This window comes from Mesorhizobium sp. LCM 4576, assembly GCF_001854815.1.
Lineage (GTDB): Bacteria > Pseudomonadota > Alphaproteobacteria > Rhizobiales > Rhizobiaceae > Mesorhizobium > Mesorhizobium plurifarium.
In genome coordinates, this window is record NZ_MDDT01000057.1 from 373274 (window position 1) to 395147 (window position 21874).

Annotated in this window: 19 protein-coding genes; 6 read left to right on the plus strand and 13 right to left on the minus strand. The window is 64.3% G+C overall.

Annotated elements, in window-relative coordinates:
- Positions 1-54 precede the first annotated feature (54 nt).
- From betA to betI, 4 genes are read right to left on the minus strand one after another with little or no spacing between them, the layout of a single operon-like run.
- Positions 55-1707 carry a choline dehydrogenase gene (gene betA, locus LCM4576_RS27505; protein WP_071035592.1) on the minus strand — a complete coding sequence of 551 codons (1653 nt, stop codon included), beginning with the start codon at positions 1705-1707 and terminating at the stop codon, positions 55-57.
- A complete protein-coding gene (locus LCM4576_RS27510; protein WP_116398036.1) occupies positions 1700-2701 on the minus strand; it encodes a threonine/serine dehydratase in 1002 nt (333 codons plus the stop codon). Before LCM4576_RS27510 ends, betA begins: the two co-directional genes overlap by 8 nt.
- A complete protein-coding gene (gene betC, locus LCM4576_RS27515) occupies positions 2701-4230 on the minus strand; it encodes a choline-sulfatase (protein WP_071035594.1) in 1530 nt (509 codons plus the stop codon). Before betC ends, LCM4576_RS27510 begins: the two co-directional genes overlap by 1 nt.
- A complete protein-coding gene (gene betI / locus LCM4576_RS27520) occupies positions 4227-4817 on the minus strand; it encodes a choline-responsive transcriptional repressor BetI (protein WP_071035595.1) in 591 nt (196 codons plus the stop codon). Before betI ends, betC begins: the two co-directional genes overlap by 4 nt.
- A 188-nt stretch (positions 4818-5005) precedes the next feature.
- Between betI and LCM4576_RS27525 the strand changes: the two genes are divergently transcribed.
- The 3 genes from LCM4576_RS27525 to LCM4576_RS27535 all read left to right on the plus strand — a co-directional run bounded on the left by LCM4576_RS27525 (position 5006) and on the right by LCM4576_RS27535 (position 8137).
- Positions 5006-6172, plus strand: coding sequence for an acetyl-CoA acetyltransferase (locus LCM4576_RS27525; RefSeq protein WP_071035903.1), 1167 nt, complete (start codon positions 5006-5008; stop codon positions 6170-6172).
- Positions 6173-6220: 48 nt separating this feature from the next.
- Entirely contained in the window at positions 6221-7225 is a 1005-nt protein-coding gene (locus LCM4576_RS27530) for an asparaginase (protein ID WP_071035596.1), read from the plus strand.
- Positions 7226-7324: 99 nt separating this feature from the next.
- On the plus strand, positions 7325-8137 hold the full coding sequence (locus tag LCM4576_RS27535; protein WP_040991301.1) for a class I SAM-dependent methyltransferase: 813 nt from the start codon (positions 7325-7327) through the stop codon (positions 8135-8137).
- Here the strand turns inward: LCM4576_RS27535 and LCM4576_RS27540 are convergent.
- A complete protein-coding gene (locus LCM4576_RS27540) occupies positions 8134-9510 on the minus strand; it encodes a TIGR03808 family TAT-translocated repetitive protein (RefSeq protein ID WP_071035904.1) in 1377 nt (458 codons plus the stop codon). The genes LCM4576_RS27535 and LCM4576_RS27540 overlap by 4 nt on opposite strands.
- 106 nt (positions 9511-9616) lie before the next feature.
- Between LCM4576_RS27540 and LCM4576_RS27545 the strand changes: the two genes are divergently transcribed.
- Positions 9617-10099, plus strand: a complete 483-nt coding sequence (locus LCM4576_RS27545; RefSeq protein ID WP_071035597.1) for a GreA/GreB family elongation factor — start codon at positions 9617-9619, stop codon at positions 10097-10099.
- A 288-nt stretch (positions 10100-10387) separates the two neighbouring features.
- Here the strand turns inward: LCM4576_RS27545 and LCM4576_RS35300 are convergent.
- The 4 genes from LCM4576_RS35300 to LCM4576_RS27570 form a co-directional block, all read right to left on the minus strand.
- Positions 10388-11331, minus strand: a protein-coding gene (locus LCM4576_RS35300) for an IS630 family transposase (protein ID WP_116398024.1) whose coding sequence is annotated in 2 segments (ribosomal slippage) — positions 10388-10995 and positions 10995-11331 — 945 coding nt in all. Because the reading frame shifts where the segments join, the coding sequence is not laid out codon by codon here.
- 152 nt (positions 11332-11483) lie between these two features.
- Positions 11484-11714, minus strand: coding sequence for an AbrB/MazE/SpoVT family DNA-binding domain-containing protein (locus LCM4576_RS27560; RefSeq protein ID WP_071035905.1), 231 nt, complete (start codon positions 11712-11714; stop codon positions 11484-11486).
- A gap of 60 nt (positions 11715-11774) precedes the next feature.
- Positions 11775-13898: a methylmalonyl-CoA mutase gene (scpA, locus tag LCM4576_RS27565; RefSeq protein WP_071035600.1), complete on the minus strand. Its 2124-nt coding sequence runs from the start codon at positions 13896-13898 to the stop codon at positions 11775-11777.
- Complete coding sequence (locus LCM4576_RS27570; RefSeq protein ID WP_071035601.1) at positions 13895-15337, minus strand: methylmalonyl-CoA mutase subunit beta; 1443 nt, start codon at positions 15335-15337, stop codon at positions 13895-13897. Before LCM4576_RS27570 ends, scpA begins: the two co-directional genes overlap by 4 nt.
- Before the next feature lie 253 nt (positions 15338-15590).
- On the opposite strand from LCM4576_RS27570, the gene LCM4576_RS27575 reads away from it, so the two are divergent.
- On the plus strand, positions 15591-17114 hold the full coding sequence (locus tag LCM4576_RS27575; protein WP_071035602.1) for a helicase HerA-like C-terminal domain-containing protein: 1524 nt from the start codon (positions 15591-15593) through the stop codon (positions 17112-17114).
- A gap of 26 nt (positions 17115-17140) precedes the next feature.
- On the opposite strand, the gene LCM4576_RS27580 is transcribed toward LCM4576_RS27575, so the two are convergent.
- The 4 genes from LCM4576_RS27580 to LCM4576_RS27595 all read right to left on the minus strand — a co-directional run bounded on the left by LCM4576_RS27580 (position 17141) and on the right by LCM4576_RS27595 (position 20717).
- Positions 17141-17764, minus strand: coding sequence for an FMN-binding negative transcriptional regulator (locus tag LCM4576_RS27580; protein WP_071035603.1), 624 nt, complete (start codon positions 17762-17764; stop codon positions 17141-17143).
- Positions 17765-17950: 186 nt separating this feature from the next.
- Entirely contained in the window at positions 17951-18772 is an 822-nt protein-coding gene (locus LCM4576_RS27585) for a L,D-transpeptidase (protein ID WP_071035604.1), read from the minus strand.
- Positions 18773-18964: 192 nt separating this feature from the next.
- Positions 18965-19936, minus strand: a complete 972-nt coding sequence (locus tag LCM4576_RS27590) for a helix-turn-helix transcriptional regulator (protein ID WP_071035605.1) — start codon at positions 19934-19936, stop codon at positions 18965-18967.
- A 118-nt stretch (positions 19937-20054) separates the two neighbouring features.
- Positions 20055-20717, minus strand: coding sequence for a haloacid dehalogenase type II (locus LCM4576_RS27595; protein WP_071035606.1), 663 nt, complete (start codon positions 20715-20717; stop codon positions 20055-20057).
- A 151-nt stretch (positions 20718-20868) separates the two neighbouring features.
- On the opposite strand from LCM4576_RS27595, the gene LCM4576_RS27600 reads away from it, so the two are divergent.
- On the plus strand, positions 20869-21747 hold the full coding sequence (locus LCM4576_RS27600; protein WP_071035607.1) for a branched-chain amino acid aminotransferase: 879 nt from the start codon (positions 20869-20871) through the stop codon (positions 21745-21747).
- Positions 21748-21874: the final 127 nt, after the last annotated feature.

Genomic DNA, 21874 nt, shown 5'->3' on the forward strand with positions numbered 1-21874 from the left:
GATCTTCTCCGYTCGTAAATCGCCGGGCGGGGAGGGCGCCCACCGGATCATGCGCTATCTGTCCGACACCTGCCAGCGCGGATTGATCCAGGGTTCCTGGTTGGACGGCGCCAGCGGCGTGCGGCCGAGAATGTGGTCGGAAGCCTTCTCGCCGGTCATGATCGAAGGCGCGTTGAGATTGCCGTTGGTCACCCGAGGGAAGATCGAGGAATCGGCGACGCGCAGGCCCTCGACGCCGATCACCCGGCATTCCGGATCGACRACGGCGGTTGGATCGTCGGCGCGGCCCATCCTGCAGGTCCCGCAGGGATGATAGGCGCTCTCGGCATGGTCGCGGATGAAGGCGTCGAGCTCGTCGTCGGTCTGCACATGGCTGCCCGGCGAGATCTCCTTGCCGCGGAAGCCGTCGAAGGCCTTCTGGCCAAAGATCTCGCGCGTCAGGCGGATGCAGTGGCGGAACTCGCTCCAGTCGTCCGGATGCGACATGTAGTTGAAACGGATCACCGGCTTCGTCTTTGGGTCGGGAGAGCGCAGCGTCACCGAGCCGCGCGACTTCGAGCGCATCGGCCCGACATGCGCCTGGAAGCCATGCGACTTCGCCGCCGACTTGCCGTCATAGCGCACCGCCGCCGGGATAAAGTGGTACTGGATATCGGGGTAGTCGACGCCGGCTTGAGAGCGCACGAAGGCCGCCGCCTCGAAATGATTGGTCGCGCCGAGGCCGCTCTTGAAGAACAGCCACTGCGCGCCGATCAGCGCCTTGGAGAAAGGATTGAGCACCGAGTTCAGCGTGATCGGCCTGGTGGATTCCTGCTGGATATAAAGTTCCAGATGGTCCTGCAGATTGGCGCCGACGCCTGGCCGGTCGGCGATAACCTTTATGCCGTTCTCCTGCAGATGCGCGCCTGGGCCGATGCCGGACAGCATCAGGATCTTCGGCGAGTTGATCGACGATGCCGCGACGATCACTTCACGCCGCGCCTTAACGACCTGAATCTTTTTGTTAGCTTCGATCTCGACGCCGACGGCGCGTTGATTCTCGATCACCACGCGGCGGGCAAAGCCCTTGACCAGATTCACATTTTTGCGTTTGAGGGCCGGCTTCAGATAAGCGTTCGCCGCCGACCAGCGGCGGCCGCCAAGAATGGTCTGCTCCATAGGCCCGAAGCCTTCCTGCTTCGCGCCGTTATAGTCGTCGGTGAGCTCGAAACCGGCCTGGCGACCGGCCTCGACGAAGGCGCCGTAGAGCGGATTTTTCCGCGTGCCGCGCTGCACATGCAGCGGGCCGCCTTTGCCCCGCCAGCCGTCCTCGCCGCCGTCGGAATCCTCCATGCGCTTGAAATAGGGGAGCACGTCGGCGAAGGCCCAGCCGGCGGCGCCCTGTTCGGCCCAGTGGTCGAAGTCATGCGCATGCCCGCGCACATAGACCATGCCGTTGATCGAGGAGGAGCCGCCGATCACCTTGCCGCGCGGCGTGGCGAGCACGCGCCCGCCGAGATGCGGCTCGGGCTCGCTGGCGAAACCCCAGTCGTAGAGACTCATGTTGAGCGGGATCGACAGCGCCGACGGCATCTGGATCAACGGCCCCATATCGGTGCCGCCGAACTCGATGACGATCACCGAGTGCTTGCCGTCTTCCGACAGGCGATAGGCCATGGCCGAGCCGGCGGAGCCGGAGCCGATGATGACGAAATCCGCTTCAAGCATTGTTCATATGCGCCATAAAATCGGCGAGCGAGACATTGCCGCCGGTTGCAATCACAAGGACGGTTTTGCCCGCCACATCCACCTTGCCGCCGAGCAGCGCCGCAAGCGATGCGGCACCCGAAGGCTCCAGCACCAGCTTCATCCGCTCGAAGGCGATCTTCATCGCCCGCCGCACCGAGGCGTCGTCGACGGTGACGCCGCGCACGCCTGCGGCACTCACTGCCGCGAAGGGCGCATCGCCAGGCTTGCGCGCCATCAGCCCGTCGCAGATCGATTTCGGTCCGATCGGCATGGTCTCGATAGCGCCATGCGCCAGCGAAGAGCCCATGCCGTTGAAACCCTCCGGCTCGACGGCAATGATTTCAGTCTTCGGCGACAGATAGTGGAAGGCGAGCGAAACGCCGCCGATCAGCCCGCCGCCGCCGACCGAGCAGAACACCAGGTCGGCATGTGCTTTCTTCGCCGCGAGCTGTTCGAGCGCCTCAAGCCCCGCGCCGGCCTGGCCGGCAACGATCTCCGGATCGTCGAAGGGGTGGAGCAGCGTAAGATGCTCGGTTTCGGCGATCTCCCGCGCCTTTGCAGCCGCAACTTCCTCGCGCGCGCGGTCGCCATGATCCGTCAGCACCACGCGCGCGCCATAACCGGCCGTCGCGTCACGCTTGGCGGCGGGCGCGTCGATCGGCATGACGATGGTGACGGGAATGCCGAGCGCCTGGCCTGCGGCCGCCAACCCTTGCGCGAAATTGCCGGAGGAATAGGCCACCACGCCCTTTTTCGCTTGGTCCGGCGTAAGCCGCTTCAGCCGCCAATAGGCACCGCGCACCTTGAAAGAGCCGGCCCATTGCAGCGACTCCGGCTTGACGAAGACGCGCGCGGCGYCGGTCTCCTTGGTCAAAGCCGCCGACTCCAGGAGCGGCGTCACCTGCGTGGCCGCCGAGGTGACGGCATAGGCTTGCTTCAGGTGGTCGAGGGTAGGGACGAGAATGTCTGTCATCATTCGCCTCTCGGATACCGTTTGCTCTCTTCGAGATTGTCGAGGTTCATGTGATTGCGCATGTAGCGTTCCGACGCCTTCTGCAGCGGCTGGAACTCCCACGGATAGTAAGCGCCGTTGCGCAGCGCCGGGTAGACGACCCAGCGGCGCGCCTGGCTTTCACGTACGGCGGCGTCGAAGCTCGCCATGTTCCAGCGCGCGCGGACCTTTTCCATGAAGGCCGAGACCAGGTCGGCGTGAGCCGGATTGGTGGCGAGATTGTCGAGCTCGCGCGGATCGGCGTCGAGGTCGAAGAGCTGCGGCGGATCGAGCTCGCAATGGACAAATTTGTATTTGCCCTCGCGGATCRCCACCATCGGCGCGTAGGAGCCTTCGGCCGCATATTCCATCAGCACCGGCGCCGAGCGCTCCTTGCCGTGGGCAAGCGGCAGCAGCGACTGGCYGTCAGTCCATGGCGCGATCGCGCTCATGTCGATGCCGGCGAGGTCGCAGAGCGTCGGCRCCACATCGAGATTGGAGACGGGCGCCCCGATCAGCCCCGCCTCGATGCCCTTGCCGGCCATCATCAGGGGCACCCGCGCCGAGCCCTCGTAGAAGCACATCTTGAACCACAGGCCGCGCTCGCCCAGCATGTCGCCATGGTCGGAGCAGAACAGCACGATCGTGTCGTCGGCCATGCGGGTGCGCTCCAGCACCGACAGCAACTCGCCGAGCTTGTCGTCGAGATAGGAGATGTTGGCGAAATAGCCGCGCCGCGAGCGGCGGATCTGCTCCGGCGTGATGTCGAAACTGTCGTAATCGGACGCCTTGTAGAGCCGCTTCGAATGYGGATCCTGGCTGTCATAGGGGATGAAGCCCACCTCCGGCTCCAACGCCGGGCAGTCTTCATAAAGATCCCAGTATTTGCGCCGAGCGACATAGGGGTCGTGCGGATGGGTGAAGGAGACGGTGAGGCACCAGGGGCGCCGCTCCGCGTCATCCGACACGCGCGCGAACTCATAGAGCTTCTGCGCCGCGTGGAAGGCGACCTCGTCGTCATATTCCATCTGGTTGGTGATTTCGGCGATGCCGGCGCCGGTCACCGAACCCAGATTGTGGTACCACCAGTCGATGCGCTCGCCCGGCTTGCGGTAGTCGGGCGTCCAGCCGAAATCGGCAGGATAGAYGTCGGTCGTCAGTCGCTCCTCGAAGCCGTGCAACTGGTCGGGGYCGACGAAATGCATCTTGCCGGAAAGCACCGTGTGATAACCGGCGCTGCGCAGATGGTGCGCGTAGGTCGGTATCGAGGAGGCGAATTCGGCGGCGTTGTCATAGACTTGGGTGCGCGAAGGCAGTTGGCCGCTCATGAACGAGGCGCGGCCAGGGGCGCAGAGCGGCGATGCTGTGTAGTTGTTGGCGAAGCGCGCCGAGCGCGCCGCTAGCGCCTTCAGATGCGGCGCATGCAGGAACTCTGCGGGACCGTCGGGGAAGAGCGTGCCGTTGAGCTGATCGACCATGACGATCAGGAAATTGGGTCGCCGGGTGGTCAAGGCAGGCTCCGTCCGTTGAGCTTGGTTTCGAGATAGTCTTCGACGAGCGCGATGGCGCTCTGCGCGTTGGGGGTGCCGTCCTTCAGCGCGCGGCGGATATAGAGCCCGTCGATCAGCGCCGCGGTCGCTTCCGCCACACGGTCGGCCTCGCTCCGCGGCAGGATGCCGGTCAACCCGCTCATCAGGTTCGAATGCAGCCGCCGCGCGTAAATGCGCAGCAGCCGCCGCAGCTCGGTCGACTTCTGCGCCTCGACATAGAAGGCGAGCCAGGCGGYGATGATCTGAGGCTGGAACTGGTCGTCGGAAAAGCTGACGGCGACCACGGCCGAGACACGCTGGCGCGGCGTCGCGGCAAGGCTGAACGCGCGCCTCGTGTCGGTGTTGAGCTCGGCCAGGATGTGCCGCATCGTCGCGAACAGCAGTTCATCCTTGGCCCCGAAATAGTGATGCGCCAGCGCCGACGATACGCCGGCGCGGCCGGCGATCTCCGACATCGTCACGTCCAGCGATCCGCGCTCGCCGATCGCCGAGATCGTCGCATCGATCAGCGCCTTGCGGCGCACTGRCTCCATTCCGATTTTCGGCATTTGGGGGGTCCGGTTCGAGCCAAGATTATTTTTTATTGACGCATCAATCAATAAAAAATCGACACCGGGATCAACCGATCCTGTCGTTCTGGCCCATGGCATGGACTGGAAAACGGTTCACTATTGAACAATATTGAATCACGTGCCGCGAAGGATCGTGCTAGGCTGCGGCGCAAATGGAGGTTGCCATGACCGCATGCATCGTCGGCTGGGCGCATTCGCGCTTCGGCAAGCTCGAAGGCGAGACGCTGGAGGGCCTGATCACCAAGGTTGCCGTCGAGGCGCTCGACCATGCCGGTATCGGTCCGGATGACGTCGACGAGATCGTGCTTGGCCATTTCAACGCCGGCTTCTCGCCGCAGGATTTCACCGCGAGCCTGGTACTCCAGGCTGACGACCGGCTGCRCTTCAAGCCGGCGACGCGCGTCGAGAACGCCTGCGCGACGGGCTCGGCCGCCGTACGACAGGGTATCCGCGCCATCGATGCCAACGCCGCCCGCATCGTGCTGGTGGTCGGCGCCGAGCAGATGACGACCACGCCAGGTCCCGAGATCGGCAAGAACCTGCTCAAGGCGTCCTATTTGCCGGAAGATGGCGACACGCCGGCTGGCTTTGCCGGCGTCTTCGGCAAGATCGCRCAGGCCTATTTCCAGCGCTATGGCGACCAGTCGGATGCGCTGGCCATGATCGCCGCCAAGAACCACAAAAACGGCGTCGACAATCCCTATGCGCAGATGCGCAAGGATTTCGGCTATGAATTCTGCCGCCAGGAGAGCGAGAAGAACCCGTTCGTGGCCGGTCCGCTGAAGCGCACGGATTGCTCGCTGGTCTCGGACGGCGCGGCGGCACTTGTGCTCACCGACACCGCGACGGCGTTGAAGATGCGCCGCGCTGTCACCTTCCGCGCCAACGAGCACGTGCAGGACTTCCTGCCGATGTCGAAGCGCGACATCCTCGCCTTCGAGGGCTGCGAGCGCGCCTGGGAGCAGGCGCTGAAGAAGGCCGGCGTCACGCTGGACGATCTCTCTTTCGTCGAGACGCATGACTGCTTCACCATCGCCGAATTGATCGAATATGAGGCGATGGGCCTGGCCAAGCCCGGCGAGGGCGCCAGGCTGGCGCTGGACGGCACGACGGCCAAGGACGGTCGCCTGCCGGTCAATCCCTCCGGCGGTCTGAAGGCCAAGGGCCACCCGATCGGCGCCACCGGTGTGTCGATGYATGTGCTGACCGCGATGCAACTGACCGGCGAGGCCGGCGGCATCCAGGTGCCGGGCGCCAAGCTCGGCGGCATCTTCAACATGGGCGGCGCGGCGGTCGCCAACTACGTTTCCATCCTCGACCGGATCAGATAGAAGCGGCCCGCATTAAGGCGCGCCCTCTGGGTGCGTGCGGGAGGCAATATGACAAATCCGGTTGTTGTCGAAGTCACACGCGGCGCGGTGGTCGAAAGCAGGCACCGCGGCGCGATCTCCGTCCTCGACGCCGACGGCAAGACCGTCTGGGAGATCGGCGACACCGACCGCCCGGTGTTCCCGCGCTCCGCGGTGAAAGCGATCCAGGCCTTGCCRCTGGTCGAAAGTGGCGCGGCCGACGCCTATGGCTTCGGGAACCGCGAACTGGCGTTGGYCTGCGCCTCGCATTCGGGCGAGTCGGCCCATGTCGAATTGGCAACGGCGATGCTTGCCAAGGCCGGTCTCGACAAAACCGCGCTGGAATGCGGCGCGCATTGGCCGTCGAACCATGCCGCCGAGATCGCGCTCGCCCGCGCCGGCGGCGTGCCGAACGCGCTTCACAACAATTGCTCAGGCAAGCATTCCGGCTTCCTTTGCACCTGCGTCCATTTGGGCATCGCGCATGGCGGCTACGTCAAGGCGGGTCATGCACTGCAAGAGATGGTGCGCGGCGCCATGCAGTCCGTGACCGGCGCGGCGCACGGCGTCGACAACAGCGGCATCGACGGCTGCTCGATCCCGACCTATGCCGTGCCGTTGAAGAGCTTCGCGCAGGGCTTTGCCCGCATGGCGACGGGAAGGGGCTTTGCGCCCGAGCGCGCCAAGGCGGCGAAGCGTCTGCTCTCGGCCTGCATGGCCGAGCCGTTCCTCGTCGCCGGCACCGGCAAGGCCGATGTCGCGCTGATGCAGGCAGCACCCGGCCGCATCTTCGTCAAGACCGGCGCCGAAGGCGTCTATTGCGCGGCATTGCCCGAGCTCGGTCTCGGCATCGCCTTGAAATGCGATGACGGCGCCGGCAGGGCGGCGGAGGTGATGATCGCCGCGGTTCTGGCAAAGCTGTTGCGCGCCGATGAAGCGGTAGCGGCAAGGCTCACCCAACTCGCCCATCCCGCAGTCGAAAGCCGCATAGGCGCCAAGGTTGGCGTGCTGCGGCCGACGGCGGCGCTCAGCTAGCGCGCGGACTTGCTCACCCGCATCAGCCTTGCGGGTTAGCCCAACACAGAAATTATGTGCTAGTTTCCGTGGCTATCAAACGGGCGCCGGGTGCTGGCCATGCTGGAAGCGGACAAGGTGTTTGCCGGGTCGATCCCGGAAAATTACGATCGCCATATGGTGCCGTTGATCTTCGAGGCCTATGCTGCGGAGACCGCACGGCGGGCGGCGTCCTTCTCGCCTTTGGCCGTTTTGGAGACCGCCGCGGGCACCGGGGCCGTCACCCGCGCCTTGGCACCGGAACTCGTTCCCGGCGCTAGCTACATCGCAACCGACCTCAATCAGCCGATGCTCGACTACGCGGCATCGCGCCAAGGGCCCGACAGCCGCATCACCTGGCGCCAGGCCGACGCCTTGAAGCTGCCCTTCAGGGATGCGGCCTTCGACCTCGTCTGCTGTCAGTTCGGCGCGATGTTCTTTCCCGACCGCGCTGCCGCTTATCGCGAGGCAAAGCGGGTCCTGAAGCCCGGCGGGCATTTCCTGTTCAGCGTCTGGGATCGCATCGAGGAGAACATCTTCGCCGACGACGTGACGAATGCTCTCGCCAGCATCTTTCCGCACGATCCGCCGCGCTTCCTGGCGCGAACGCCGCACGGCTATCACGACAAGGCGCTGATCCGCAGCGATCTGGCTATCGCGGGATTTTCCGACGTGGCGATCGACACCATAGCCGAGCAGAGCCGGGCGTCCTCGCCGCGCGTTCCCGCCGTCGCCTATTGCCAGGGAACTGTTCTTCGCAATGAGATCGAGGCGAGGGAGGCCGGGAGCTTGGCATCCGCGACCGACTATGCTGAATCCGTGATTGCGGACAGGCATGGTCGTGGCGAGGTGGCCGCCAAGATCCAGGCCCACATTATCGTGGCCGCGGCTTAGCTTACCTTGTTTCGCTCTACTGTGAGATGCGCGTAGCCGGTATCTGTCGACTGGGATAGGTCGCCGGTCACCGGATCGGCCCAGCGCTGACCGATAATGGCGCCGTTCTTAGCGCCATCGATGATATTGTCTGAGATGACCGCGGTGCCGGACCCTTCAACGACCGAAACGACGATGCCGGTGCCGGCCTTACGGATGATATTGCCCGTCGCCACGACATTGCGCAGATAGGGGCCCCAGCCGAGCTGCATGCCGTAGAGCGGCGCGTCCTCGACGACGTTGCCAGAGACGGTGGTGTCAGCCTCGGCGCTGATGYCGACGCCGAAGCCGGGCGGATCGGCGGTATAGGGACCGGCGGTCGAAAGGTTGCGCACGATGTTGTTCGAGCAGACCGCCATGCGGCCGCCTTCGTTGAAATTGACGATCGAGATGCCGTTGGCTGCGCCATCGACCAGATTGTTGCTGAGGATAGCGCCTTCGAAGGAGAATTCCGAGTAGATGCCGGTCTCGCCCGAGCGCGAGCAGGTGTTGCCGGTGATCTGCAGATTGCTGGAACTGTTGGCGCGGATCGCGGTGAAGGCGCAGTCGGAGACGACATTGYCCGAAATGATGACGTTGCCGGCGCGGAAAGCGTTGATGCCGTTGCCGTTCTGGCCGGTGCCGCCGCTGCGCGCGCCGATACGCTGGACACGATTGCCGCTGACGACGGTGCCGTCCTCCGCCGCCTGCCAGCGATGCACCAGAATGCCGCCATTGGCGCAGTCGGAAACGGTGTTGCCGGAAATCTCCAGCCCACCGGCCTCGACCGAATAGATGCCGGCATCCGCGGCACCCGAAATATCGCAGCGGCCGACACGGCCGACGGCATGCTCGAGCGCCAGCCCGTTCTTGCCGCTGCCCGTTACTTGGCAATTGTCGACGACGAGATGCGCGACGCGGCGCAGGTCGAGCAGCCCTTGCGCGTAATCGGCCAGCCAGCGGTTGGCGCCGTCGAGCATCAGTCCGCTCAGCTCGATATGCTCGGCCTGCTCGGCCATCATCAGATGACCGTTGCCGCCATAGACGATGCGCGTCGCGCCGGGCACGCCCGACAGGCGCACGCGTGCAGGCAGCTTGAGATTCGAGACGAGATAGGTGCCGGGCGGCAGGAACACCGGCTGGTCGCGGTCGCTGGCTTCGGTCAGCATCCTGGCGAAAGCCTTGCTCTGGTCGTCGACCGCGCCGGGCTGCACGCCGATCTCGGTCGCGTTGATCGAGCCGCGCATCGCTGCCATCTCGATGCCCGGCAGCGACTTCGCCGATGCCTTGCCGGCAAAGACGCCGGCGGCGGCAAGGCCGGCGGTCCGGGCAAGCAGCGTTCGTCTGTTCAACATCGGCACAGGTCCTGGTGTTTCGCCCTGTCTGTCGCAGGAATCGTGCCAGGGTTGGCTTACCTGCAAACCGCTTGTGCAGTCGCCTCGCCAAGCCTAAGTTCATTGCATGAGCAGAGCTTTTACCMGCGAAGAAGACAGCGAAAACRCCATCGCCGGCGTCGGCGAGCRCCCGGTCAGCACGCACCGCAATCTGGTGACGGAGCGCGGGCTCGCGATGATCGAGGAGAACCTCGCCGAGCTGCGCGACCTGATGGCCAAAGCCGAAAGACGCGGCGATCGCGAGCGCCTTGCGGTGGTTTCCCGCGATCTGCGCTACTGGACCGCGCGACGCGAGAGCGCCGAGCTTTCGGTGCCCGAGCCGGGCAGCGACGTGGTGCGCTTCGGCATGGGCGTCACGCTGGAAGGCGACGACGGCAAGAAGGTGCATTGGCGCATCGTCGGCGAGGACGAGGCCGATCCGTCGAAGGGCTCGATTTCCCATGTTTCGCCGATGGCCGTGGCGCTGTTYGGCAAGAAGGTCGGCGAGGTCATTACCGTCAACGGCAAGGAATGGGAAATCGTCAAGCTCTCGGACAAGGCCGAGAATTAGTTCCTCAATACAGAAGTTTTGACCGGTTGGTTGGAGCGTTGCAGGTCTCCTATCTTGGCGATTGGCCGAGACGCCTATCGCGGTCGTCATCCACGGGCGGAGCAAGGAGCGAAGCGACGCGCGCAGACCCGAGGATCCATGCCGTGACTTGGAAGCGCCGCGGCGGTCCCGAAATTCTGCACCGTTGCACACTTCGGTCCAGGTAACGGAATGGATTCCAGGGTCTGCGCGACGCCGCTTCGCCCAGGAATGACGAGGTTGGGATGCTTTGGCTAGAGCGGGATGGGATTACCATCGGTCATATCCAGAGTTTGCGAAGTAGTTTGAGCACTCGATCGGTGTGACACCGTTGAGGATCTGTCCGATCGCCTGGCAGACGGTTTGAACCGTGCGACTTGCGGCCTTTCTGAGCCAGTGCTTGAGCTTGGCGAAGAGCTGTTCGATCGGATTGAGATCGGGCGAGTATTTCGGCAGGAAGAAGAGGCGTGYGCCGGCCTTGCGGATGGCGCGGCGCACTGCCTTGGCCTTGTGACTACCGAGATTGTCCATGACGACGATGTCGCCCGGCTGCAGGGTCGGCACGAGTGCCTTCTCGACGTAGAKGAGGAACCTCTCGCCATTGATCGGCCCGTTGATGAGCCAGGGCGCCTCGACGCGGTCATGACGCAGTGCCGCCAGAAAGGTCATGGTCTTCCAGTGACCATTCGGCACCTTGGCCTTGATCCGCTGCCCGACCGGCGCCCAGCCCCGCAACGGGGCCATATTGGTCTTGGTCCACGTCTCGTCGATGAACACCAGGCGGGCGGGGTCGATCCGGTCCTGATACTGAACCCACTGCGCCCGTCGGCGCGCCACGTCCGGACGATCCTGCTCGGCTGCAATCAACGTCTTTTTTTGTGACTGAGCTTCTCGGCGTGCACGAACTCCCAVACCGAGCGGTAGTCGACCTTCAGGCCGCGCTCGCCAAGCTCGGCCACAAGGCCGCGCAAGGTGAAGTCCTTCGTCCGGCAGCGCTCGACCAGCCAATCGCGCCAAGCGCCCGATATCTTCTTCGGCTTATAGCCGCCGACCTTGAGCGGCGCCACGCTGCCGGTCTCGTCCACCCGCTTCAACCATTCAATCGCCGCGCTGTAGCTGACGCCAAATCGAGCAGCCGCTGCGCGCCGCGAAAGCCCTTCAACCTTGACTGCCGCGACAACCCGCTCGCGCAAATCCATCGAATATCCAGCCATCGATGCTGGCCTCCTGCCCAGCAGCGATGTTGAATCAGATCATTGCTGATTTGGGAATCCAACGACTCCTACAAACCTCATCCCGCTCTAATCCGCAACGGTTGCGCTGATTTTCACCGAAACGCGCAGTGAAAATCGTCTCTGCCGGGCCTCTATTTTGCTAGCTTGCGCAGTGCAGCTTCGTATTTGTCCATGACAACGCGAGYCGCGTCCATTTGCCGTTGGTGGTTGTCGTGGCGGATTGGCCTTAGAATGAGGCCATCGTCGGTTTCGATGATCTGGAGCTCATCGCCAACTTGAAGGTCCAAGCTGTCAAGCATTTCGCGTGGCAGCAGCAGGGCCCCCGATCCGTCCTCAAGCCCGTGGATGGTTGTCTTGAACATCATCGCGCCATGGTTGTGTCTATTTCCATGGAACAACCTTTCGGCCAAATCAGCAAGCCCTCACTGATCGGCCAGCAACCGATCCATCAGCCGGTTCGCCGCTTCCGGGATGACCGTCCCTGGCGGAAAGATCTCGGCAGCACCCGCCGCAAGCACCGCGTCATAGTCCTGCGGCGGGATAACGCCGCCGGCGACGATCAGCATGTCGCCATGGCCGAGCTTCTTCAGCGCTTCCTTGAGCTCKGGGATCAGCGTCAAGTGCCCGGCGGCCAAAGAGGAGGCGCCGATGATGTCGACGTCGTGCTGCACCGCGAGCTTCGYGATCTCGTCCGGCGTCTGGAACATCGGCCCGACGGTGACATCGAAGCCAAGATCGGCAAAGGCGCTGGCGATTACCTTCTGGCCGCGGTCGTGGCCGTCCTGGCCCATCTTGGCGACCAGGATGCGCGGCTTGCCGCCGGATTTCTTCTCGAACGCTTTGATCTTCTCCTGCAGCGGGTCGAGCGCCGGGTTGTCGCCGAGCGCGTCCCGGTAGACGCCGGAGATCGTCTGCACCGCCGCCGTGTGGCGGCCGAACACTTTTTCCAGCGCCAGCGAAATCTCGCCCACGGTCGCGTTGGCGCGCGCCGCGCGGATCGCGAATTCGAGTAGGTTCTCGTCGCCCTCGGCCGCGCGGGTCAGCGCCGCCAGCGCATCCTCCAGCGCCGCGACGTCGCGCGTGCCCTTGAGCCGCTGCAGCTTCGCCAATTGCCTAGCCTTCACCTCGGCATTGTCGATCTTCAGCACATCGACTTCGATATCCGTCTGCGGCCGGTGCGCATTGACGCCGACCAGAATTTGCTCGCCCGAATCGATGCGGGCCTGGGTGCGGGCCGCCGCTTCCTCGATGCGTAGCTTGGGAATGCCYTTTTCGATCGCGGCCGCCATGCCGCCGAGGTTTTCGACCTCCTCGATATGGGAGAGCGCTCGCGCCGCCAGATCATGYGTCAGCCGCTCGACATAGGCCGAGCCGCCCCACGGGTCGATCATGCGCGTGGTGCCGGATTCCTTCTGCAGGATGAGCTGCGTGTTGCGGGCGATCCGCRCCGAATGGTCGGTCGGCAGCGCCATCGCCTCGTCGAAGGAATTGGTGTGCAGCGACTGGGTGTGCCCCTGCGTCGCCGCCATCGCCTCGATCATGGTTCGGGTGATGTTGTTATATGGGTCCTGCGCCGTCAGTGACCATCCGGAGGTCTGGCAATGGGTGCGCAGCGACAGCGAGCGCTCGTCCTTCGGCGCGAAATTCTTCTTCATCAGGCTCGACCACAAGAGCCGCGCGGCCCTGAGCTTGGCGACCTCCATGAAGAAGTTCATGCCGATCGCCCAGAAGAAGGAGAGCCTTGGCGCGAAGCGGTCGATGTCGAGACCGGCGGCAACGCCCGCGCGCGCGTATTCGATGCCGTCGGCGATCGTGTAGGCGAGCTCGAGGTCGGCCGTCGCGCCGGCTTCCTGCATGTGATAGCCGGAGATCGAGATCGAGTTGAACTTCGGCATGTTGTGCGAGGTGTAGGCAAAAATGTCCGACACGATCCGCATCGAAGGCTTCGGAGGGTAGATGTAGGTGTTGCGGACCATGAACTCCTTCAGAATGTCGTTCTGAATGGTCCCGGCCAGATCCTTCTGCGCGACGCCCTGTTCCTCCGCCGCCACGATGTACAAGGCCATGATCGGCAGCACGGCGCCGTTCATGGTCATCGACACGGTCATCTCGTTGAGCGGAATGCCGTCGAACAGCTGCCGCATGTCGAGAATGGAATCGATCGCCACGCCCGCCATGCCGACATCGCCGGCGACGCGTGGATGGTCGCTGTCATAACCGCGATGCGTGGCGAGATCGAAGGCGACCGACAGGCCTTTCTGGCCTGCCGCGAGATTGCGCCGGTAGAAGGCGTTGGATTCCTCGGCCGTCGAGAAGCCGGCATATTGCCGGATTGTCCAGGGCTGCTGGACATACATTGTGGGGTAGGGRCCGCGCACGAAAGGCGGCATGCCCGGATAGGTGTCGAGATTGGCAAGCCCCTTCAGGTCGCCTTGAGTGTAAAGATGTTTTACGGCGATGCCTTCCGGCGTCATCCGCTGGCCTTTGAGCTCGACCGGCGCGCGACGCGGCGCCGTCCAGCCGATCTGGCTGAAATCCGGGATCATGATCCGGCTCCGATCGACTGGTCGATGCGCACCGGAAACAGCGGCTCGCAGGTCGCGACGCCTTCGGTCAGGGCTGGGCGCCGCTCCTGCGGCAGCGTCTCGACCGGGCGTTCCGTGCCGACGCGGTAAAGCGTTGTTCCGACAATGCCGCGTTCGCCCGACCGGTAGGCGCCGTTGCGCTTGGCGGCAGCAGTCTGGACCCGATTCTGGATATAGCCCTGCTGCAGGCTGGCGAGCACGCCGCCCTCGGCCTCGATGCGCTGGAATTCTTCCCAGGCGGCGGCGCAGAGGTCGTTTGTCAGCGCCTCGACCGCGCCCGAGCCGCTCGCCGGATCGGCGACATGGCCGATATGGCTCTCCTCGGCCATGATGAGCTGGGCGTTGCGGGCGATGCGGCGGGCAAAGCCCGCCGGCAGCCCATGCGCGATCGTGTGCGGCAGGATCGAGATCGAATCGGCGCCGCCGGTCGCCGCCGCGAAGGCCGCGATCRCAGTGCGCAGGATGTTGGTCTCCGGGTCCGCTATGGTCATCATGCGGTAGGAGGTCTCGGCATGGATGCTGGCGGTCGAGGCCGGGATCGAGCAGGCTTCCTGGATGCGCGCCCAGAGCTTGCGCAATGCCCGCACCTTGGCCATCGACAGGAACTGGTCCTGGTCGACGCTGAGGGCGAAGCCGATATGGGGCGCCGCATAGACCAGAGGCTGGCGCGCCTTCTCGAACATCCTGAGATAGGACACGACAGAGGCCATCATCGTGCCGAGCTCCTGCRCCTCGGTGGCGCCGGCATTGTGGAAGACGCGCCCGTCGGCCTCGAGCAGCACGCCCGGCACACCCATCGAGAAGAAATGCGCCAGCGACTGCGGCATCGATTCCTGCAGCGCCTCGATCGAGGTGCGCAACCGCCCGGTTCCGGCGAAGATCGCCGCCGGGTCGATGCCGAAGGAGAGGTTGAGCTTGGTCGGGTCGGAGCGGCGTTTGCTCAAGAAAGCGAGCAGCCAGTCGGCCACGGCGCGGCTCCAGGGATGCGCGTCTATGCGCACCTGCACGCGGTTGAGCGGCACGCCGTCGAGCACCCTTTCCAGCGCTTCCGCGGTGCGCGGCAGGCCGTAGCCGAAGGCATTCGGCGCGCCCTCGAAGACGAGCGACAGGCCGGTGGCGCCTTGGGCGATGTCTTCCAGGGCCTGAGCGCTGGCCCGGGCGATGTCCGGGTTGTCGACACGCTGGCTGACGATCCAGGGCGCGGTCGGATTTGCGCGCGGCAACGGCTCGCCGGCCGTCGAGCGTTGGCTGAGCGGTTCGATGCGGATTCCGTCATCGGTGTGGGAGACGAGCTTTTCCTCGAAGGAACCACCGGCAAGCGCCTTTTCCGCCAGCGCCTGCCAACGCTTGGCATCCGGGTTCGGAAGGTCGACATCCCTGGTCAAGGCGCCGGCGCCCATCGCTCTCCTCGCTTATCGGCCGCATCAGCCGGTCCAGCCAATCTAAGGTCAGGAACCGGATATCACAATGCGTCATCCGGCCGGGTTCTCTCGCGGCCAGCCAATCGATTGCCAAACAAGCGCGGAATCCGCAAGCGCCAAGAGCCAAATTCGGGTGTGCCGCAAAATCGATACTGGGCATTGCCGCATGCGACGAGCGTTACTATACCTCCGGGTGAGGCCCTTTGAGCGGAACAGATTGCGGAGACCGGATATGGTTGACGAGACCAGCATCTTCATCGGCGCCAGCCGCAAGCCCGACGATTCTTATCAGCGCGCGGAGGAGCTGCTGCTGCGCTACGGCAATCGCCACGGCCTTGTCACTGGGGCTACGGGCACCGGCAAGACGGTCAGCCTGCAGGTCCTGGCCGAGGGCTTTTCGAACGCCGGCGTGCCCGTCTTTTGTGCCGACATCAAGGGCGACCTTTCCGGCATATCCATGATGGGCGAGGCCAAGGATTTCCTGGTCAAGCGCGCCGAGCAGGTGAAGCTCGATCCTTACCAGTTCCAGGAATTCCCGGTCATCTTCTGGGACCTGTTCGGCGAACAGGGCCACCCGATCCGCGCCACCATCTCCGAGATGGGACCGCTGCTGATGTCGCGGCTGATGAACCTCACGGAAGCGCAGGAAGGCGTCATGAACATCGCCTTCCGCATCGCCGACGAAGAGGGCCTTCTGCTGCTCGATCTCAAGGACCTGCAGGCGCTGCTCGCCAACATGGCCGAGCGCTCCGACCAGCTCAGCGCGCGCTATGGCAATGTCACCAAGCCCTCCGTCGGCGCCATCCAGCGCACGCTCCTGGTGCTCGAGAGCCAAGGCGCCGCGAACTTCTTCGGCGAGCCGGCGCTGCGCATCGCCGATCTGATGCGCACGACGCGAGACGGCCGCGGCGCGATCAACGTGCTCGCCGCCGACAAATTGATGATGAATCCCAGGCTCTACGCCACCTTCCTGCTCTGGCTGATGTCTGAGCTGTTCGAGGAACTGCCCGAGGTCGGCGATCTCGACAGGCCGAAGCTGGTGTTCTTCTTCGACGAGGCGCATCTTTTGTTCGAGGACGCGCCGAAGGTTCTGATCGACCGCGTCGAGCAGGTGGTGCGGCTGATCCGTTCCAAGGGCGTCGGCGTCTATTTCGTCACCCAGAACCCGCTGGATATTCCCGAAAAGGTGCTGGCCCAGCTCGGCAACCGCGTCCAGCACGCGCTGCGCGCCTATACGCCGCGCGAACAGCAGGCGGTGCGCACCGCGGCCGAGACCTTCCGGCCCAATCCCGATTTCGATTGCGCCACCGCCATCACCCAGCTCGCCACCGGCGAGGCGCTGGTCTCGATGCTGGAGGACAAGGGCGTGCCGGCCATGGTCCAGCGCACGCTGATCCGCCCGCCATCGTCRCGGCTCGGACCGATCACGCCCGACGAGCGCCGCAAGATCATCGCCGAGAGCCCGGTCGCYGGCCAGTACGACGAGGCTGTCGATCGCGAATCGGCCTTCGAAATGCTGCAGAAGAAGACCAAGGAGGCGCAGGACGCCGAAGCGCAGGCAAAGCAGCAGAACAGCGGCGGCTCGCGCTGGACCATTCCCGGGTTCGACGATGTTTTGGGAACCGGCAATCGGCGGTCCTCCAACCGCCAGACGGTCGCCGAAGCAGCCATCAAGTCAGTGGTGCGCTCCGTCGGCTCCTCCGTCGGCCGCGCCATCGTGCGCGGCATCCTGGGCAGCCTGGCCAAGGGACGGTGACGGCCGTCAGCCAGGCCCCTGAGAGGTCACACCGGAATGAGTGGCGCGACCTCGCGATCGGACGGCCGCTCGCTCGCTGCCAGGCCGGCCAGCACGCCGGCGCGATCGGCCGCGTTGCGGTTCTGGCTCATCTTGCGCTTGCCTTCGAGCTTCGTGATCGGCATGCGCAGGCCGACAATGCCTTTCAACTGCGACTGGATGAAATCCGCCGGCGCGTCCGACACGGCCCAGGGTGTGCTACGCTCGCCTTCATGCAGGTTGGTCAGGCGGGTCACCACGTCGAGCAACCTGCCGGCGTCCTCGAAGAATTCGATCGGCCCATGGGCGTGGACGGCGACGTAGTTCCAGGTCGGCACCACTTTCCCGGTCTCCTGTTTGGTCTGGTACCAGGCCGGCGTCACATAGGCGTCCGGCCCCATGAACATCGCCAGCCCGCCGCCCAGCACCGGTGCGCGCCATTGCGGGTTTGCCTTCGCGACATGGCCATAGATCACGCCTTGCTCGCCCTCGTTCTCGTCAAGGAAAAGCGGCAGAGGCGTCGCCAGCGGGCCTTCCGCCGTGGCGGTGACCAGGATTGCAAGTCGCGCGGCGCGGATCGTGGCCGTCAGGCTCTCATGATCGTCGTCGCGGAACGCGGGCGGTGTGTACATGGCTAAACTCCTCGGGGCATAAAATGCACGAAGTCCGGCCCGCTTAGAACATCCAGTCTTGAAAGTTTTGTGTGGTCCAGCCTGGCTGGAGGCCTGGAGCCTGCCCGGATAACCGATGTTCGTCCCAGCGCCGGGCCGCGGTGCCGGCCGCCATACTGGCCAAGCACCGCTGAGAGATCGGGGTCGTTAGAAAATCTCGTTGGYGAGCTGCTTCACCGGGCCGAGCAGGATCGAGCCCGTCGGCACGCCGTTGTCGATCGGGATCGCCTTGCGCTCCGGCATGTCCTCTTCCGGCGCGCCGATATTGGCCGTCACGATGACCGGCGTCTTGGTCGGCACGCGGTCGTAGAGGTCGATGATGTCCTGGTTGATCAGGCGCACGCAGCCCGACGATACCGACTTGCCGATCGACCACCATTCGGGCGAGCCGTGCAGGCGGTAGAGCGTGTCTTGGTTGCCCTGGAAGAGATAGAGCGCACGCGCTCCGAGCGGGTTTTTCAGGCCGCCCGGCATGCCGCCATTCTTGGCGCTGTATTGCGTCAGCTCCGGCTGGCGGGCAACCATCTCGTCCGGCGGCGTCCATTTCGGCCACTTCTGCTTCCACTGCACGACCGCGTCGCCCGACCATTCGAAGCCGGCACGGCCGAGGCCGACGCCGTAGCGGATCGCCTGACCGCCCTCGCGCACCAGATAGAGGAAGTGGCCGGTGGTATCGACGACGATGGTGCCCGGGCGCTGTCCGGTCGGATCGGGAACGATCTGGCGCAAGAATCTGTGATCGATCTTGTTCACCGGGATGGCCGGCAGGTCGAAGCCATTATCCGACATCGCGCCATACATCGTCTCGTAGTCGCCGAGCGGCGGCTCGACATAGGTGGGCGGCGGCGGCTGGATGGGAGCAGGGGCCGGACCGGTGGTGGTGCAGGCGGACACGGCGGCCGAAGYAGCGCCAAGGGCCGTGAAATTGAGGAAGCCACGGCGGCTGATGCGGAAGGAAGCGTCTGACATGGTTGCCTTTTCTAGGTCTTAATTCGCAAGAAAGCATGAATCCGCGGGCAGGTCGCCGGGGGCATTCATAACAGTCGGCGGCGATAGGCGGTTCCAATTCTGGCCTGAGGGTGGACAGAAAAAGGCGAAGCTGTGACCGAGCAGCCGCTGTTGCGCTGCAGCAACAGCGGCGTCAGACGCCTCGCCCTTGCTCTATTTTTCCGGCAGGCCCGCGGTCATCGCCAGATGGCGGACGTCGTTAGGGGCCGTCCCGTAGCGAAGCCTGAACTGGCGGTAGAAGGTGGAAGGCTCGACGAAGCCGGCCTCGAAGGCGATGTCGGCGATACGCCGCAGGACCTGCCGGCGGTCGATCAGGCAGCTGTGCACATAGGCCAGTCTGAGCTCTGTCAGGTAATCGGAAAAACTGGTGTTTTCGGCGGCGAACAACTGGCGGATATAACGAGTGCTGATGGCGAACTTACGCGCGACCTGGTCGACGTTCAGCCCCGGTTCATGGAATGCGGTGGAAAGGTGCTGCTTGATCGCGGCCAGTCGCGCCGCCCTGACACCGGACGACGCGGTATCGTGGCGCGCGCCGAGCGCTAGGACGAGCAAGTCGGTGACATGCCGGGAAATCAGCGCGGTCAGTGCCGGCGGTGCCGTGTCCGGTGACAGCGACGAAAGGTAGCTGAACARCAGGCGATGCACCGGATTGCTGCCGTCGATGTAATCGGGGCGGATGTCATCCAGGTTCCTGACGAAGGGCGTCACCAGCGAACGCTTGAATTGTATCGCCATCGACCAGGTCGAATCTTCGGTGGAAACGGAAAAACGGCGATCGAGCGCCAGCAGCGCCGGAACCGCTRGCCGGGCCGCGAAATCGCCCAGGCCGGGCATCGAGACGTGGGAACCGCCCCTGTTCCACGACAGCATGATGTCGTCGTTGCCGTCATCCATCAATTCGGCCGTCCGTTCCCATGCCATGAGGGAAACCGACCCTTTCGTGCACATCATATCGGGCAGAAGCACGGTCGTGCCGTCGAACTTGAGCGTGTGGTCGCGGTGCGGCGAAACCTCCATCCGCCTCTGGGTGCGCCCGCAAACATCGCGGATGAACGCTTCGCGATGCTGGACCGGAACGTCATCGAGGCTGAAGGATACGACGTTGTCGGCGCTTGAGAACACGCACCGTTCCCCCCAGAACTGTTGATCGTCCTATGTATGATAGGGCCACGTATGATTTGCAACCAAAAGGTGTGCCAGGCGCGTGTGGCCCTGCGTGCAAACCGGCCTCGCACGCGTCTCAGACGCCCGCCAAGAGGCCCTCGAGCGAAGGCAGGATAAGCCCGGGCGGAAAGTCGCGGTATTCGTCCGGCTGGTTGGTCCGGTTGATCCAGACCGTGCGGAAACCGAATTTCGTCGCGCCGGCGACGTCCCAGCGGTTGGACGATTGGAAAGACACCGCGCCCGGGTAGAGCCGCCAGTTGGTGACCACCATGTCGTAGACCGACGGGTCGGTCTTGAAGCGTTTGACCTGGTCGACCGAGAACACGTCGTCGAGGATCTGGTCGAGCGCGGCGGATTTGACCGCCGCGGYGAGCATCTCCGGCGAGCCGTTGGAGAGGATCGCGAGCTTCGCGCCCGACGCCTTGAGCGCCTTCAGCACGGCCGGCACCTCCGGGTAGCAATCGAGCCGCCAGTAAGCTTCGAGCAGTTTCGTCCGCAGCGCGGGATCGGCCGAGGGCACCTTGCGCAAAGCGAAATCCAGCGCCTGCTCGGTCAGTTGCCAGAAGTCGGCGTATGAGCCCATCAGCGTCCTGACCCAGGAATATTCGAGCTGCTTGGCGCGCCAGATTTCCGACAGCAGCTGGCCATCCGGACCGATCTCGCCGGCATGGCGGCGCACGGCGGCGTGCACGTCGAACAACGTTCCATAGGCGTCGAAGACATAGGCCGCATGATGCATGGAAAGAGTTTTGCGGCGGCAAGCCGCGCCGTGCAAGCGCTGATTGCCGTTAAGTACCGCTGGCCTCAACGATTTTCGGCCATGTCGGTTGACGCCGACCCTGAAAACATCGTCCTATGCCGGCCCGAAATCACTCATTTGGACGGCAAACATGACACTGGCGGCGGCGGCGCAAACCGCGACTTGGACCTATGTGGACGGCGACTGGTATGAAGGCAATGTCGCTATACTGGGGCCGCGCAGCCATGCCATGTGGCTCGGCACCAGCGTCTTCGACGGCGGCCGCTGGTTCGAAGGCGTCTCGCCCGACCTCGAGCTTCACGCCGCTCGCGTCAACGCTTCCGCGACCGCGCTTGGCCTGAAGCCTTCGATGACGACGCAAGAGATCGTCGGCCTGACCTGGGATGGTCTGAAGAAATTCGACGGCAAGACCGCGGTCTATATCAGGCCGATGTATTGGGCCGAGCATGGCGGTTATATGGGCGTGCCGGCGGACCCGGAGTCGACACGCTTCTGCCTGTGCCTCTATGAAGCGCCGATGATCCCGCCATCCGGCTTCTCGGTCACGGTCTCGCCGTTCCGCCGCCCGACCATCGAGACCATGCCCACCAACGCCAAGGCGGGCTGCCTCTACCCCAACAATGGCCGCGCCATACTGGAAGCCAAGGGCCGCGGCTTCGACAACGCGCTCGTGCTCGACATGCTGGGCAACGTCGCCGAGACCGGAACCTCCAACATCTTCCTGGTCAAGGACGGCCATGTGATGACGCCGGCGCCGAACGGCACCTTCCTGTCGRGCATCACCCGCTCGCGCACCATCAACCTGCTCGGCGACTACGGCTTCAGGACGATCGAGAAGACGCTTTCGGTTCGCGATTTCCTCGAAGCCGACGAGATCTTCTCGACCGGCAACCACTCCAAGGTCGTGCCGGTCACCCGCATCGAGAACCGCGACCTGCAGCCCGGACCCGTGGCTAAGAAGGCGCGTGAGCTCTATTGGGAATGGGCGCATTCGGCGTCCGCCGCCTGAGCCGTCGGAGCGTTTTTCCGTTTCGCGGAAACGGCGAACCGCCCATCTCCTTGTTTTGCGCAATTCCGGGCGGAAACCGTTTCACACTTTTCCCGGAATTGCTCTAAAAAGTCGCTCGGCGCTCCAT